At 46.1% G+C, this 16,494-nt stretch carries 1 protein-coding gene; it reads left to right on the top strand.

What is annotated here, in order from left to right:
* The first annotated feature begins 24 nt into the window (after nt 1–24).
* A complete protein-coding gene (locus RAC86_RS02000) occupies nt 25–16,491 on the top strand; it encodes a non-ribosomal peptide synthetase (RefSeq protein ID WP_377885363.1) in 16,467 nt (5,488 codons plus the stop codon).
* Nucleotides 16,492–16,494: the final 3 nt, after the last annotated feature.

The following is a 16,494-nucleotide window of genomic DNA, read 5'->3' as shown; positions in this document are numbered from 1 at the left end:
GAGGTGGAAGAACATCTTAAAGGCATGAAGCGGCAGTTGAAAAGCCCGCTTTCAGAAGGGCAAAAAGGGCTGTGGATGCTTCAAAAAATGTCTCCTGGGATGAGTGCATATAATATTCCTTTATGCTTTCGCTTCAGCAAACCAATACATGCAGAGACGTTCAAGAAAGCCCTTCTGTTTGTACAGAGACAATATCCGATCTTAGCCAGTGTGATTCAAGAAGAAAATGGCATTCCATTTCAATCGGTTCAGTTATCAAAGGATCTTTATTTTGTGGAAGAGGATATATCAGCAATGAAATCAGCAGATATCTTTCCTTTTCTAAAAGAAAAAGCAAAAGAACCTTTCCAGTTGGAAGCTGGTCCGTTATGGCGCACACACCTTTTTCATCTGTTAGAAGAATGCATTGTTCTTATAACAATTCACCATATCATATTTGATGGTGTGTCGATGCTGACATTGATATCGGCGCTATTCGAAGCGTATCAACAATTGCTGAATGGGATTGAGCCCTTGCAGCAGCCATTAACAGCTGATTATTACGATTTTGTCAATTGGGAAAAACGGATGCTGACTGGCAGAGAAGGGGAAGAGCATCTCGCTTACTGGAAAGAACAGTTGTCTGGGAGTCTGCCAGTTCTTGATTTGCCTGCTGACCGTCCGCGGTCTTCATCACGAAAATTCAAGGGGCAAGCTTATAAAAGCTTGCTCCCCCATCACCTGAGAAATCAAATTAAATCGTTTGCCCGCACCAATCATGTGAATGAATCGGTTGTGTTTCTCTCCATTTACAAAGTACTGCTGCATCATTATACAAAACAAAAGGATATCATTGTTGGCGTTCCGACAATGGGTCGGCAAGAAGACAGATTTGAAACCCTAATCGGTTATTTTATCAATATGATGGCTGTTCGGAGCAAGAATATCGGATCTCAGCCATTAACAGCATTTATTCGGGAACTGCAGCTGACAGTGGCTGACGGCCTGGATCATGCGGCGTTTCCGTTCCCTGCATTGGTAAGAGAGCTGAATGTAGACCGCTCGGCCGCGGATTCTCCGGTTTTTCAAACAGCTTTTCTGTACCAAAACTTTTTTCAGGCAACAGGCTTGCAAAAAGTGCTTGAACCGTATCAAACGCTTGGCATCGAATATATTGAAGACATTCGGCAAGAGGGTGAATTTGAGCTGGCGCTCGAAATATATGAGCAAGAAAATGAAACAGTGCTTCATCTTCTGTACAACCCTGATTTGTACGAACTGTCCTCCATTGAAAGCATGATGGAGAACTATATGAAGCTCGCGCAGCACATGATGGAGGACCCGTCTTTGCCGCTTGAAGCCTACTCTTTGCAATTAAATCAAGAACAAACTAGTTTGCTGGAACAATGGAATGCGACAGGGACAAACATCGCAAATGACAAGTGTATACATGAGGTGTTTGAGGAAAAAGCGAAACAAACCCCCGATGCGGTTGCTGTGATGTTTGAAGACAGATCACTTACATATAAAGAAGTAGATGAAAAAAGCACATCTGTTGCAGTCTACCTTCAACATCAGGGTGTTGGACCTGAACAGCCCGTTGGCATTTGTGCAGAGCGTTCGTTTGATATGATCATCGGAATTTTAGGAATACTGAAAGCTGGCGGAGCGTATGTGCCGTTAGATCCAAGTTTTCCGCAAGAACGATTAGAGTACATGCTCAAAGACAGTCAGGCATCCATTGTCCTCAGCCAACCTAACGTTCATGATAGGATCAGCGGATTAACTGGCAGCCATGTAAAAGCGATCAATATCGAGTTAGCTTGCCGAAACGATTATACAGACCAGCAAAGCAGCGGTTTAAAGCGGGAAGTAAAACCGGAACACCTCGCTTATATTATTTATACATCGGGAAGCACTGGAGAGCCTAAAGGGGTTATGGTAGAGCATCGGAGCATTATGAATACCCTGAATTTTCTAGAATCTCACTATCCTGTAACGGCTGAGGATGCATATTTATTGAAGACGAACTATGTGTTTGATGTATCGATCTCAGAATTATTCGGATGGTTTATTGGAGACGGCCGTCTTGTGATTCTTCCGCCTAATGGGGAGAAATCACCGCAGCTTTGCATGGATTATATTGAAACATATAAAGTGACTCACATTAATTTTGTGCCGGCCATGCTGCATGTTTTTTTAGAAATGGCGAAAGACAACAAGCGATTCACAGAGGATGGTCCGCTGAAGTATATGATGGTTGCAGGTGAAGCCTTCCCTAAAGAATTAGTGAAAAAGGCGGTATCGCTCTTTACAAACTGCCGTGTTGAAAATATATACGGACCGACGGAAGCCTCCATTTACGCTGCGTATTTCGGATGCGGAAAAGGAGATATCGCAAGTCACCATACACCGATTGGAAAGCCTGTTTCCAACACGAAAATTTATATTGTGGACCAGCATTTGAAGCCTGTCCCGATCGGAAAGCCAGGTGAGCTTTGCATCGCTGGAGCCGGCTTAGCAAGAGGCTACTTTAAAAAGCCGGGGCTTACGGCTGAAAAATTTATTGATAATCCCTTTGAACCAGGGACGAAGCTATATAAATCGGGTGATTCAGCAAGGTGGCTTCCTGACGGCAACATAGAATACTTGGGACGGATTGACAGCCAAGTCAAAATACGCGGTTTTCGCGTCGAGCTGGGCGCAATAGAAACAAAGCTGGGTGAATTTCCGGGCATTTTAGATCAGGCGGTAGTGGTGAAGCAGCTTGAGGGCCATCAACAGCTCGCTGCTTATTATACAGAGGAAAGCGGACATGCCTCTGCCAATCCAAAAGATTTGCGCCTTCATCTAAAATCGAGTCTGCCCGAATATATGATACCTTCACACTTTATCCGCTTAGATGAGCTTCCATTATCGCCCAGCGGAAAAGTGAACCGTAAAGAATTAGAAAAACGCGAGATCGTGTTCAACAGAAGGAAACCAAATCACTTGCAATTAACGGAAATAGAGGATCAGGTGCTGCGCATTTGGGAGGAAACGCTCAAGGTCAGCGGATTTGGGCCGGATGACGGATTTTTCGATGCGGGCGGCGATTCGCTTCTGGCTGTAGCTGTGGCTGAACGAATCAAAAAAGAATTCGATTGTGAGTTTCATGTTACTGAGCTGTTTGAGTATTCCACGATCCGTGCAATCAGTGAATACATTTTGGAGATGAAAAACTCAGATCTAGCCGGGACACAAAATGAAGATGATCATGATGACAAAAAAGATGGAAAATACCCGAAACAGAAGATTCCCCCTTATTTTGACGACAGTGTTGCGATTGTGGGGATATCTTGCCAGTTCCCGGGTGCGAAAAATCATCATGACTTCTGGAACCACATCAAAGAAGGCAAAGAAAGCATACGATTCTTTTCTGAAGAAGAGCTTCGCGCAAATGGAGTTCCCGAAGAATTGATACAGCATCCTGACTATGTGCCTGTGCAATCTGTGATCGAAGGGAAAGACTTATTCGATCCCGGTTTCTTTCAAATCTCGCCAAAAGATGCTGAGTATATGGACCCTCAGCTCCGCCTCTTATTGCTGCACTCCTGGAAAGCGATTGAAGATGCAGGATATGTGGCTAAGGAGATTCCGGCAACAAGTGTATATATGTCTGCAAGCAGCAATTCATATAGAACGTTATTGCCGAAGGAGACAACAGAAGGACATGAATCACCGGATGGCTATGTCTCATGGGTTTTAGCCCAAAGCGGAACCATTCCCACAATGATCTCACATAAGCTCGGATTAAAAGGGCCAAGCTATTTTGTTCATTCTAACTGTTCTTCATCACTAGTCGGTTTATATCAAGCATACAAAAGCCTGACATCGGGCGAATCACAATATGCGCTTGTCGGAGGCGCAACATTGCACGCACAATCAGCGATCGGCTACGTGCACCAAAACGGGTTGAATTTTTCAAGCGACGGGCATGTAAAGGCGTTCGATGCTTCGGCGGACGGAATGGCCGGGGGCGAAGGCGTAGCGGTCATCCTGCTGAAAAAAGCTGTGGATGCCGTAAAAGACGGAGACCATATTTATGCGATTATGCGCGGAATAGGCATCAATAATGATGGGGCAGAAAAAGCCGGCTTCTATGCGCCAAGTGTAAAAGGCCAAACAGAGGTGATACAGCATGTATTGGATACAACCAAGGTTCATCCTGGAACGGTCAGTTATATTGAAGCGCACGGGACGGGAACGAAATTAGGCGATCCTATTGAAATGTCTGCGCTAAATAAAGTGTACAAGCAATACACAGACAAAACACAATTTTGCGGAATTGGTTCAGTGAAAACGAATATTGGCCATTTGGATACAGCTGCGGGGTTAGCCGGATGCATTAAAGTTGCGATGAGTTTATACCATAATGAACTTGCACCGACCATCAACTGTACGGAGCCGAATCCGGATATAAAGTTTGAAAGCTCTCCTTTTTATGTTGTCCGTGAACGAAAATCGTTAGAGAAACACGCAGGTGTCCATCGGGCGGCTCTGAGCTCATTCGGCCTTGGCGGAACTAACGCCCATGCAATATTTGAGCAATATGAAAACATTTCTGATGCAGGTACCGAAAACGAAGGCAATCAGCCTTACATCATTCCTATATCAGCAAAAAATAGTGAACGGCTCCAAGTATACGCGAAGGAAATGCTGTCCTATATCAGTCAAGACGAGCAAAGGCATTTCTCTTTAAGAGATATTGCATATACCTTCCAAGTCGGCCGTGAAGCAATGGATAACAGGATCGTTTTTATAGTGAACGATCTGGAAGAGTGGAAACATCAGCTGGAAGCTTTTGTGACTGGAAAGCCGCTCGCAGAAGGCTGTATTCAAGGAGAAAAAACGAGAATGACATCCGCTGAACAGCTGCTTGGAAATGCTGAAGCAGATGATATGGCTTCATCGCGGATATCAAAAGAAGAATTGAGAAAGCTTGCCGAGATGTGGGCAAATGGCTTTCACGTTGAATGGCGCAGGCTCTATCCAAATATAAAGCCACGCCGCATCAGCTTGCCGACATACCCTTTTGCCGAAGAACGATACTGGCCTGAAAGCAGCACCGGCGCTATCACAACAATTGAACCATCTCGTTTGCATCCTTTGGTGCACCATAATACATCGGTTCTGTCAGAGCAGCGTTTCAGCTCCATTTTCACAGGACAAGAGTATTTTATTGCTGAGCATATCATTAAAGGCATGGCGATTTTGCCGGCGGCGGTCACGCTTGAAATGGCAAGAGCCGCTATAGAACAAGGAATTGGCGGATTGGAGGATCATGAAACTGGAATCAGGCTGAAAAATGTCGTGTGGGTTCGCCCGGTTGTAGCAGGAAGTGAGCCGGTTCAGGTAAATATCGGACTTTACGATGAAGATGGCGGACATATTGCTTATCGGATGTATGGTGATCCGGAATACGCTGATGCAGAACCAGTTGTATATAACCAAGGTAAAGCGGAATTGATTCAGTTAAAGCGAGAAAAAGCACTGGATCTTTCTAAGATCAAGAAACAATGTGATCAAAGCAAAATGGATGCTGCCTCGTTTTATGAAGGGATGATCGGCGCCGATTACGGTCCAGGTTACAAGAGTGTAGAGGCCGTATATAAAGGCGACGGCCAGCTGCTTGCCAAATTATCACTGCCAGAATCTGTTGCACATACGTTGGGCGATTATGTTCTTCATCCAAGTGTAATGGACGGGGCGTTACAGGCGGCTGAATATTTGCAAAATGTCGTCAGAGCGGAACTTTCAGACACTGAAGACTTTAAGGCAGCACTGCCATTTGCACTGGAGGAACTTGAGGTTTTTCGTCAGTGCGTTTCTGACATGTGGGTTTATGTTCAATTCAACTCGAAAAACAAACCAGGAGATTTGATACAGAAAGTCGATATTCACCTATGTGATGAGCATGGCATGATCTGTGTGCGGCTGAAAGGATTTTCGACGAGAGTGATGGAGGCAGATATACAAACCGAACCATCAAAAATCAACGCTGAAACTTTATTGCTTCAGCCCGTTTGGCAAGAACAAAAGGCTGCTAACAGCTTAGCTGCAAAAAAATATGCAGAGCATCTCGTATTCCTATGTGAATATGATCATGAGACGAGAAAACAAATTGAAGCAGCCATCGAGGATGTCCATGTATACAGCCTGGAAGCAAGGCCTTCTTCAGTAGATGGGCGTTTCCATTCTTATACAGAACAAGTGTTTAAAAAGGTACAAGAGATCATTCGTACGAAACCGAAAGACGGCATTCTCGTTCAGATCGTGACCTCTGCCGAGGGAGAACAGCAATTGTTTTCAGGGTTGACAGGACTGCTGAAAACAGCTTGTCAGGAAAATGCCAAACTAACCGGCCAAATGATTGAAGTCAGCAGTGAAGAAAGTGGAGAAAGCATTGCTGGCAAACTGTTAGAAAATCAAATGAGCAGCGATTCATATGTCAAATATCAAAACGGGACACGGTATATTGCTGATTGGCGTGAAATCAAACAGGCAAAAGGAGACGGCAGCAAACCGTGGAAAGACAATGGCGTTTATCTCATTACAGGAGGTGCCGGCGGACTAGGTCATATTTTTGCAAAGGAAATTGCGGAACAAACGAAAAATGCGACAGTCATTCTGGCGGGCCGCTCACCTCTTAGCGAAAGCAAAAGCAAAAAGCTGAAAGAGCTTCATAGCAAGGGGGCTGACATCACCTACCGGCAAACAGATGTTACCAATAAAATTGAAGTCTATCAGCTCATTGACGACATTCAAAAAAGATATGGCCGTCTGAACGGTATTCTTCATAGTGCCGGAATCATCAAGGACAGCTACCTGGTTAATAAACAGGCAAAAGATCTGCACGATGTACTGGCGCCTAAAGTAAAAGGGCTTGTTTATCTAGACGAAGCGAGTAAGGATTTGCCTTTAGACTTCTTTATTCTCTTTTCATCTCTTTCAGGAAGTTTAGGGAGCATTGGTCAGTCTGACTATGCGGCAGCCAATGTATTTATGGATATGTATGCAGGCTATCGAAATAGGCTTGCCGACCTCAGCCAGCGGCATGGGCAGACGCTTTCTGTAAACTGGCCTTTATGGAGAGATGGAGGCATGCAGGTCGATCAAGAAACTGAGAAAAGGCTTGTGCAACTTGCCGGTATTGTTCCTATGAGGGCGGAAAAAGGAATTCAGGCATTATATCAAGCACTTCATTCAGAGGCAAACCAAGTAATGGTGATCGAAGGCGATGTGCAGAAAATAAAACAAAACATGCTGGCCAAAAACGCCTCAGCACCTATGGAAAAGAAGGAAGCAGAACACATGACTGAACAAATAAATAGCATTGATGCAGACAGTTTGCTGGATAAAGTAAAGGCGATGTTAAAGCGAGAGATCGCCAAGCTGTTAAAGGTCAAGCTTGAAACGATTGATGATCATGCCGAGATGACGGTGTATGGTTTTGATTCTATCTCCATGACTGAATTCACCAACCATATCAATCGCGCCTATCAGTTAGAGCTGACGCCAACCGTATTTTTTGACCACCCGACGATTCATGCGTTTGGCAAGCATTTGTCAGAAGAATATCAATCGGTATTTGCGAAGACATTTGCTGTGCGCGCTGTATCGGCTCAGATTCAGCCTGCCGCGAAACAGGAACAAGCCGTGCGTGCCAAAGCTAAAAGACGCAGAAAGCAGCAAGTCATGCTGCCAAACGCCATACAGAGTGATGCTGGGCCTGAGCCAATTGCCATTGTGGGCATAAGCGGGATTTTCCCTATGGCGAAAGACGTTGAGGCGTACTGGAACATCTTAAAAGAGGGCAAAGACTGCATGACGGAAATCCCGAAAGATCGCTGGGATTGGCGTGAATATGAAGGTGATCCGGCGAAGGAAGTCAATAAAACGAACGTGAAATGGGGCGGTTTTATTGACGGTATTGCAGATTTTGATCCATTATTCTTTGGCATTTCCCCGCGTGAAGCTGAACAAATGGAACCTCAGCAGCGCTTACTGCTGACTTACGCCTGGAAAGCGATCGAAGATGCAGGATATTCGGCGAAAAGGTTGTCAGGCACAAAGACCGGCGTCTTCATCGGAACGGGAAATACAGGATACAGCTCTCTTCTATCTAAAGCGAACTCGGCAATAGAAGGATCAGCGGCAGCCAATACGAGCCCATCGGTCGGTCCGAACCGGGTCAGTTATTTCCTTAATCTGCACGGGCCGAGCGAACCGATTGATACAGCGTGCTCAAGTTCACTAGTGGCGATCCACCATGCCATCTCTTCAATTGAGGAAGGCACTTGTGACATGGCATTAGCCGGCGGTGTAAATACGATTATCCTTCCTGAGGTGTATATCAGCTTTGATAAGGCGGGAGCACTGAGCAAAGAAGGAAAATGCAAGACGTTTTCAAATCAAGCCGATGGTTTTGCGCATGGGGAAGGTGCCGGCATACTGTTCCTGAAAAAATTAAAAGCGGCTGAAGAAGCGGGAGACCACATTTACGGAGTCATAAAAGGCAGTGCAATCAATCACGGCGGCCGTGCAGCCTCTTTAACGACTCCCAATCCGAAGGCGCAGGCAGATGTTATTCAGTCGGCATATCAAAAAGCGGGAATCGATCCGAAAACCGTGACCTACATTGAAGCCCACGGAACCGGGACGGAGCTTGGAGACCCGGTTGAAATTAACGGTTTGAAATCAGCTTTTAAAGCATTGGGTGTAAATGAAGGAGACACATCAGCCAATCCTTACTGCGGATTAGGGTCTGTAAAGACAAATATCGGCCACTTATCGCTGGCAGCCGGTGCAGCAGGAGTTATTAAAATATTATTGCAGCTTAAGCATAAAACCTTAGTGAAAAGTCTGCATTGCGAAAACGTGAATCCATACATTCAGCTGAAAAACAGTCCGTTCTATATCGTACGGGAAACGGAAGAATGGAAAGCGCTGAAAAATGAACGGGGAGAAGAGCTTCCTCGCCGGGCAGGTGTCAGTTCATTTGGAATCGGCGGGGTAAACGCCCACGTGATTATCGAGGAATATATTCCGGAAGCATCCGATGAGAATATACCATCCATCACGCCGGAACATCCGGGTATCTTCGTTTTATCGGCTAAAAATGAAGCGCGGCTAAAAGAACATGCACAGCAGCTGGCAGATGCGCTTGATAAGCAATCATATAGTGACGTAAATCTCGCCCGAATCGCTTATACACTGCAAGCCGGACGGGATGCGATGGAAGAACGTCTCGGGATTATTTCCGGTTCCATTGAGGATGTACAGCAAAAGTTAAAAGACTTTGCAGCAGGCAAAAGCGGTGTGGAGGATGTATTTAAAGGCAGGATTGATAAAGGCACACTCCAAATGCTGACAGAGGACGAAGAGATTCAAGAAGCCGTCGAGAAATGGATGGAACGGGGAAAGTATGCAAAATTGCTTGAATTATGGGTAAAAGGGCTTGATGTAGACTGGACGAAATTGTATGGCGAGAATCTGCCAAAGCGCATCAGCTTGCCGACGTATCCTTTCGCAAAAGACCGTTATTGGATCTCTGATCATATTGAAAAAAGCGGCAGCATTGATGCAAATCAAGCAGCCTCCCGCCTTGGCGGAGCCATGCTGCATCCATTAATGCATCAAAACACATCGAATCTCTCGGAACAAAGGTTTAGCTCTATTTATACGGGAGAAGAGTTTTTCCTTGCTGATCATGTTGTGAAAGGCCAACGGATTTTGCCGGGAGTGGCTCATCTTGAATTGGCGCGGGCAGCTGTTGAGCAGGCCGCAGAGGTACAAGATGTACCGCGCATCATGAAGCTAAAGAATGCGGTGTGGGTGCGGCCTATTGTTGTAGAGGATCAGCCGCAGCAAGTACACATTAGGCTTTTACCGGGAGAAAATGGTGAGATCTCTTATGAAATCTATGGTCATTCAGACGTTACTGGCGAACAGTCAATCGTCTACAGTCAAGGCAGCGCGATATTGAATCCTGCTGAAAATCTGCCCACGGTTGATTTGCAATCTCTGCGGGAGCAGTGTCAGGAAAGTCATTTCAGCGTAAACGAAGTATACGACACCTATCAAATGATTGGATTTGAATATGGTCCTGCTTATCGCGGAGTGAAAAAAATCTATACAGCTGAACAATTTGTTTTGGCAAAATTGTCATTGCATCCGTCAGCTGCAGATACGCTCAGCCAATACAAAATGCACCCTGGGCTGATGGATTCTGCTTTGCAGGCGTCAAGCATTTTGACAGGAGCCGGGGATAACCAGCTGACACTGCCTTTTGCGGTCCAGGAGCTTGAAGTCTTCGGAGCATGTTCGTCAGAAATGTGGGTATACGCAAGATACAGCCAAGGCAGCAAGGCAACTGATAAGGTGCAAAAGCGCGATATTGATATTTTAGATGAGAGCGGCAATGTTTGCGTACGGATGAAAGGATTATCTTTCAGAGCAGCAGAAGGCGGCTCTGGATCGGCGGAATCTGATCAAACGCTGGCAACCCTGATGTTTGAAGAAAAATGGGTGCCCAAGGATTTTAAAAAAGAAAGTCCTGAGCCTCATTACGAACGGCACATTGTCATGCTTTGCGACATGAATGGCCTCTCAAAAGATCGCATTGAATCAAGAATGACAGGAGCGGAATGCATCGTTTTGGAGTCATTCCGCGAAGGACTTGCAGAGAGGTTCCAAGATTATGCCGAACAAGCGCTTGAGACGGTCCAGGGTCTTCTCAAAAGCAGACCTCAGGGCAATGTTCTGATCCAGCTGCTTACCTCTGCACAAAGAAAGCAGTACTCATTCTCAGGGCTATCGGCGCTCCTTAAAACCGCCGGCCTGGAGAATAAAAAACTAATCGGCCAGACGATTGAAATCGATTCACATGAAAATGTTGAAAGTGTAATAGAAAAACTGAAAGAGAATAAAAGGCACACAGAAGATCAGCACATCAAATATGAAAAAGGCAAACGGTACATCAATGATCTGGATGAAATGCAAATAGATGATCGGGAAATAAGCATGCCGTGGAGAGATAAAGGTGTATACCTCATCACGGGCGGCGCAGGAGGACTTGGGTTTATTTTTGCAAAAGAGATTGCTCGCCAAGCCGAACAGCCTGTGCTCATTCTGACAGGCAGATCCGCGTTGAATGCGGATCAGCAGGCGGAGCTTAACGAACTTCAGCAATTAGGGGCTCGCGCAGAATACAGGCAGGTTGACGTGACACAAACGGAAGCAGCCTCCGAGCTTATCACAAGCATTACGTCTGATTACGAAGACTTGAATGGTGTCATTCACAGCGCTGGGCTGATTAAAGATAACTATCTTATGAGCAAAACCAATGAAGAGCTGACACAAGTTCTCGCTCCTAAGGTGAAAGGGCTTGTGAATGTGGATGAGGCAACCGAGCATCTTGCGTTAGATTTCTTTATCCTCTTTTCTTCAATATCAAGTGTTGCCGGCAGCGCGGGACAGGCCGATTATGCAATGGCTAATGCATTTATGGACAGTTATGCAGCTTATCGAAATGCGCTTGTAACCGCCATGTACAGGCACGGACAAACGTTGTCAATCAATTGGCCGCTCTGGAAAGAAGGCGGCATGCGCGCGAATAAAGAAATTGAAAACATGACGTTGAAAAACACAGGTGTGACTCCAATGCGGACCGAGACCGGCATTCAAGCGCTGTATAAAGCTTTGGCATTTGGCAAAGATCAAGTCATCGTCATGGAAGGAATCAAAGACATGATGAGGGAAAAGCTGACTCAAAAGCCGTCTTCTGATGATGTACCAATGAAAACAGTGCAAGTACCGGTGACATCTGAAGCAAGAATGGATCAAGGAAATATGTGCGACCACATTCAAGAAGTTTTAAAGCAAACAATCTCTCAATTGCTCAAAATCAAACCTGAAGAGATTGACCCGGACATGGAGTTTAATCAATATGGATTTGATTCGATTACGTTAACTGAATTCGCAAATACACTGAATGAGAAGTACAAGCTGGATCTTACGCCTACGATCTTCTTTGAGCACGCAACTGTTTATGCATTTGCAGGGTATCTGTCAGAAGAATATCCAAATGCTTTTACAGCTCAAACGCCTGCCAAAGCTGGGGTGCTAATGCAGCCTGTCGAACAGAATATAAAAAATATGACGTTTTCGACTGAAAACCGCTTTGTAAAACCTTCGGTAACACCAATGCAAAAGGAAGCTGATCCCAAGCCTGAGCCTATTGCGATTGTGGGAATGAGCGGCGTTTTCCCAAAGGCAAAAGACGTTGAGGAATATTGGAAGAACCTGTCATCGGGCACAGATTGTATTACAGAGGTTCCAAAAGACCGCTGGGATTGGCAGGAGTATTACGGAGACCCTCTGAAAGAAGCGAATAAAACAAACGTCAAATGGGGCGGTTTTATTGATGAAGTAGCTGACTTTGATCCATTGTTCTTCGGCATATCTCCGCTGGAGGCTGAGCAGATGGAGCCTCAGCAGCGCCTGTTAATGACCTATGCGTGGAAGGCGGTAGAAGAAGCGGGACACTCAGCGAGAAGCCTGGCAGGAACCAAAACGGGCATCTTCATCGGGACAGGAAACACAGGGTACAGTTCACTTCTGTCAAATGTAGACATCGAAGGCTCAGCGGCTGCGAATATGAGTCCTTCTGCAGGACCGAATAGAGTCAGTTATTTCCTGAACATTCATGGACCGAGTGAACCGATCGACACTGCGTGCTCAAGCTCTTTGGTCGCCATTCATCATGCGGTTTGCGCCATTGAAAATGGAAACTGTGAAATGGCGATTGCGGGAGGGGTCAACACGGTCGTAACTCCGCAAGGCCATATCGCCTATGATAAAGCCGGGGCGCTGAGCAAAGAAGGAAGATGCAAAACATTTTCTGACAAAGCCGATGGATTCGCAGTCAGTGAAGGTGCCGGCATTCTCTTTCTAAAAAAGCTGACAGCGGCTGAACGAGACGGTGATCATATTTACGGTGTCATTAAAGGAAGTGCGGTAAACCACGGTGGCCGTGCAAATTCTCTAACGACTCCTAATCCGAAAGCTCAGGCGGATGTCGTAAAAACAGCATATGAAAAAGCGGGAATTGATCCAAGAACCGTAACTTATATTGAAGCGCATGGGACTGGAACCAAGCTGGGCGATCCAGTAGAAATCAACGGCTTAAAAGCGGCATTTAAAGAGCTGTATGAAAAAACGGGGGACCCGGCTGTTCATGGCAGCCATTGCGGACTTGGATCAGCGAAAACAAACATCGGTCACTTATCACTGGCGGCCGGTGTGGCGGGTGTCATTAAAGTGTTATTGCAGCTCAAGCATAAAACGCTTGTCAAAAGTCTGTACAGTGAAACTGTTAATCCATATATCAAACTGGATGACAGCCCGTTTTATATTGTGCAGGAATCGAGAGAGTGGCAGGCGCTTCGGGATGAAGCCGGCCGAGAGCTGCCGCGCCGCGCAGGCATCAGTTCGTTCGGGATAGGCGGCGTCAATGCCCACGTGGTCATTGAGGAATATATTCCGAAAGAAACAACCCATCCTGCAACAGCACCAGCTGTGACAGCACAGCACCCGGGCATCTTTATTTTGTCGGCAAAGGATGAAGATCGTCTGAAAGACCAAGCCCGGCAATTAGCAGACTTTATCAGCAAGCGATCTATCACTGCTCGTGACCTCACTGATATTGCTTATACACTCCAAGAGGGGCGTGATGCAATGGAGGAGAGATTAGGGATTATCGCTGTCTCGACTGGGGACTTGCTGGAAAAACTGAACCTCTTTATAGAAGGGGGCACCAATGCGAAGTACATGTACAGAGGCAGAGCAGAAAAAGGTATCGCACAAACATTGAGATCAGATGACGAAGTACAGAAAACGCTCAACAATAGCTGGGAGCCTCACATATATGAAAGACTTCTTGATTTATGGGTAAAAGGCATGGAAATAGGCTGGAGCAAACTGTATGACGGCAAACAGCCGAAACGCATCAGCCTCCCTACCTATCCATTTGCGAAAGAACGCTACTGGATAACGGATACGAAAGAGGAGGCAGCCGCCCATCAAACAGCTTTAAAAACAGTCGAATCAGCAGCTTTGCATCCATTGATACATGTCAACACATCTGATTTGTCAGAGCAGCGTTTCAGCTCGGCCTTTACAGGTGCTGAGTTCTTTTTCGCCGATCATAAGGTGAAGGGAAAACCGGTTATGCCGGGCGTGGCATATCTTGAGATGGTTCATGCTGCCGTTATAAGAGCAGTGAGAAGAACCGAAGATCAACAATCTGTTATTCACATCAAAAATGTTGTGTGGGTGCAGCCGATTGTGGCGGACGGCCAGCCTGTTCAAGTGGATATCAGTCTAAATCCCCAGCAGGACGGCGAGATTGCTTTTAACGTCTATACAGAGGCTGCACACAATGATCGAAAGATACATTGTCAAGGCAGTGCTTCAATCCGCGGGGCAGGAGACATTCCGGTCCAGGATATCAGCGTGCTTCAAGACCAATGCAGTTTAAGCACACTCTCACACGACCAATGTTATGAATTGTTTAAGGCGATCGGCATTGACTACGGACCTGGTTTTCAAGGGATAGATCGGCTTTACATCGGCCGCAATCAAGCCTTGGCAGAGCTTTCTCTGCCTGCTGGTGTAACTCACACACTGAATGAATTCGTTCTTCATCCAAGTATGGCCGATTCTGCTTTACAAGCGTCGATCGGGCTAAAGCTGAATTCCGGTGACGAGCAGCTTTCTCTGCCTTTTGCGCTGCAAGAGCTAGAAATATTCAGCCCGTGTACAAATAAAATGTGGGTGTCTGTGACATCTCGTCCTAATGAGGACAAAATACAGAGACTGGATATTGATTTGTGTGATGAACAAGGCCGAGTGTGTGTAAGAATCAAGGGGATTACCTCAAGGCTGCTGGAAGAAGGCATACAACCGCCAGACGGGCCGACATCACTAGGAAACTCCAAAGCAACTCTTAACGGAGCGCTTCTTATGGCGCCGATATGGGATCGAGTGCAGCTGGAGAAGAGGAGCATTTCGCCTGCTGATGAGCGTGTTGTCATCCTCGGAGGGGATGACAACAGCAGAAAAGCTGTTCAAAGGGAGTTTCCGTTTGCCAAGGAGCTGTACATTGAGCCGAACGCATCAATTCATAGAATTACAGGCCAGCTTGAAGCACTCGGATCGTTTGACCACATCGTGTGGATGTCTCCTTCTCGTGTGACAGAGTGCGAAGTCGGCGATGAAATGATTGAAGCCCAAGATCAAGGCGTCATTCAAATGTATAGGCTCATTAAGGCAATGCTTTCTTTAGGCTATGGACAGAAGGAGATAAGCTGGACGGTCGTGACGGTGAACACACAATATGTTGATCAGCATGATATTGTCGACCCGGTCGATGCCGGGGTACACGGCCTGATCGGTTCAATGTCAAAAGAATATCCAAATTGGCAGACAAAGCTGATCGATGTTAAAAAATACGAAGACCTGCCGTTATCTCAACTCCTTTCCTTGCCTGCCGATCAAGAAGGGAATACGTGGGCCTATCGAAACAAGATTTGGCATAAGCTTCGTCTAATTCCAGTACACAACAATCAACCGGTGCACACGAAGTATAAGCACGGAGGCGTTTATGTTGTCATAGGCGGAGCTGGCGGTATTGGTGAGGCGTGGAGTGAATATATGATCAGAACATATCAGGCGCAGATCGTTTGGATTGGCAGAAGGAAAAAGGATGCAGCCATTCAAAGCAAGCTGGACAGACTTGCACGTCTAGGGCCAGCCCCGTATTACATTCAAGCAGATGCGGCTAACCGAGAGGAATTAGAACGCGCGTATGAAACAATGAAACAAACGCATCATGAAATCAACGGCATCATCCATTCTGCGATTGTCTTACAAGACCGAAGCCTGATGAATATGAGTGAGGAATGTTTCAGAAACGTTCTTGCTGCAAAGGTTGATGTAAGCGTGCGAATGGCCCAAGTTTTCCGGCATGAACCACTGGATTTTGTTTTGTTTTTCTCTTCCGTACAATCGTTTGCAAGAGCTTCCGGACAAAGCAATTACGCTGCGGGTTGCAGTTTTAAGGATGCTTTTGCACAGCGGCTGTCTCAAGTATGGCCTTGTACAGTAGCCGTGATGAATTGGAGTTATTGGGGAAGCATTGGTGTTGTTTCATCACCGGATTACCAAAAGAGAATGGCTCAGGCAGGCATAGGCTCAATTGAAGCCCCTGAAGCAATGGAAGCTTTGGAATTGCTGCTCGGGGGACCGCTGAAGCAGCTAGTAATGATGAAAATGGCAAACGAAACGAATGATGAAGCGGAACAGACAGAAGAAACGATTGAAGTGTACCCGGAAACTCACGGCTCCGCCATGCAAAAGCTGCGAAGCTATCACCCGGGTGACAGCACAAAGATTCAACAACTGTTATAGGAG

Source organism: Bacillus sp. LR_5, assembly GCF_042709275.1.
The sequence above is the reverse complement of the archived record's forward strand: the minus strand, read 5'-3'. Positions and strand labels throughout refer to the sequence as shown.

Bases quoted from the DNA above. Each gene is read 5' to 3' on its own strand.
- RAC86_RS02000 (WP_377885363.1), top strand. From the start codon at position 25: ATGAAGCGGCAGTTGAAAAGCCCGCTTTCAGAAGGGCAAAAAGGGCTG.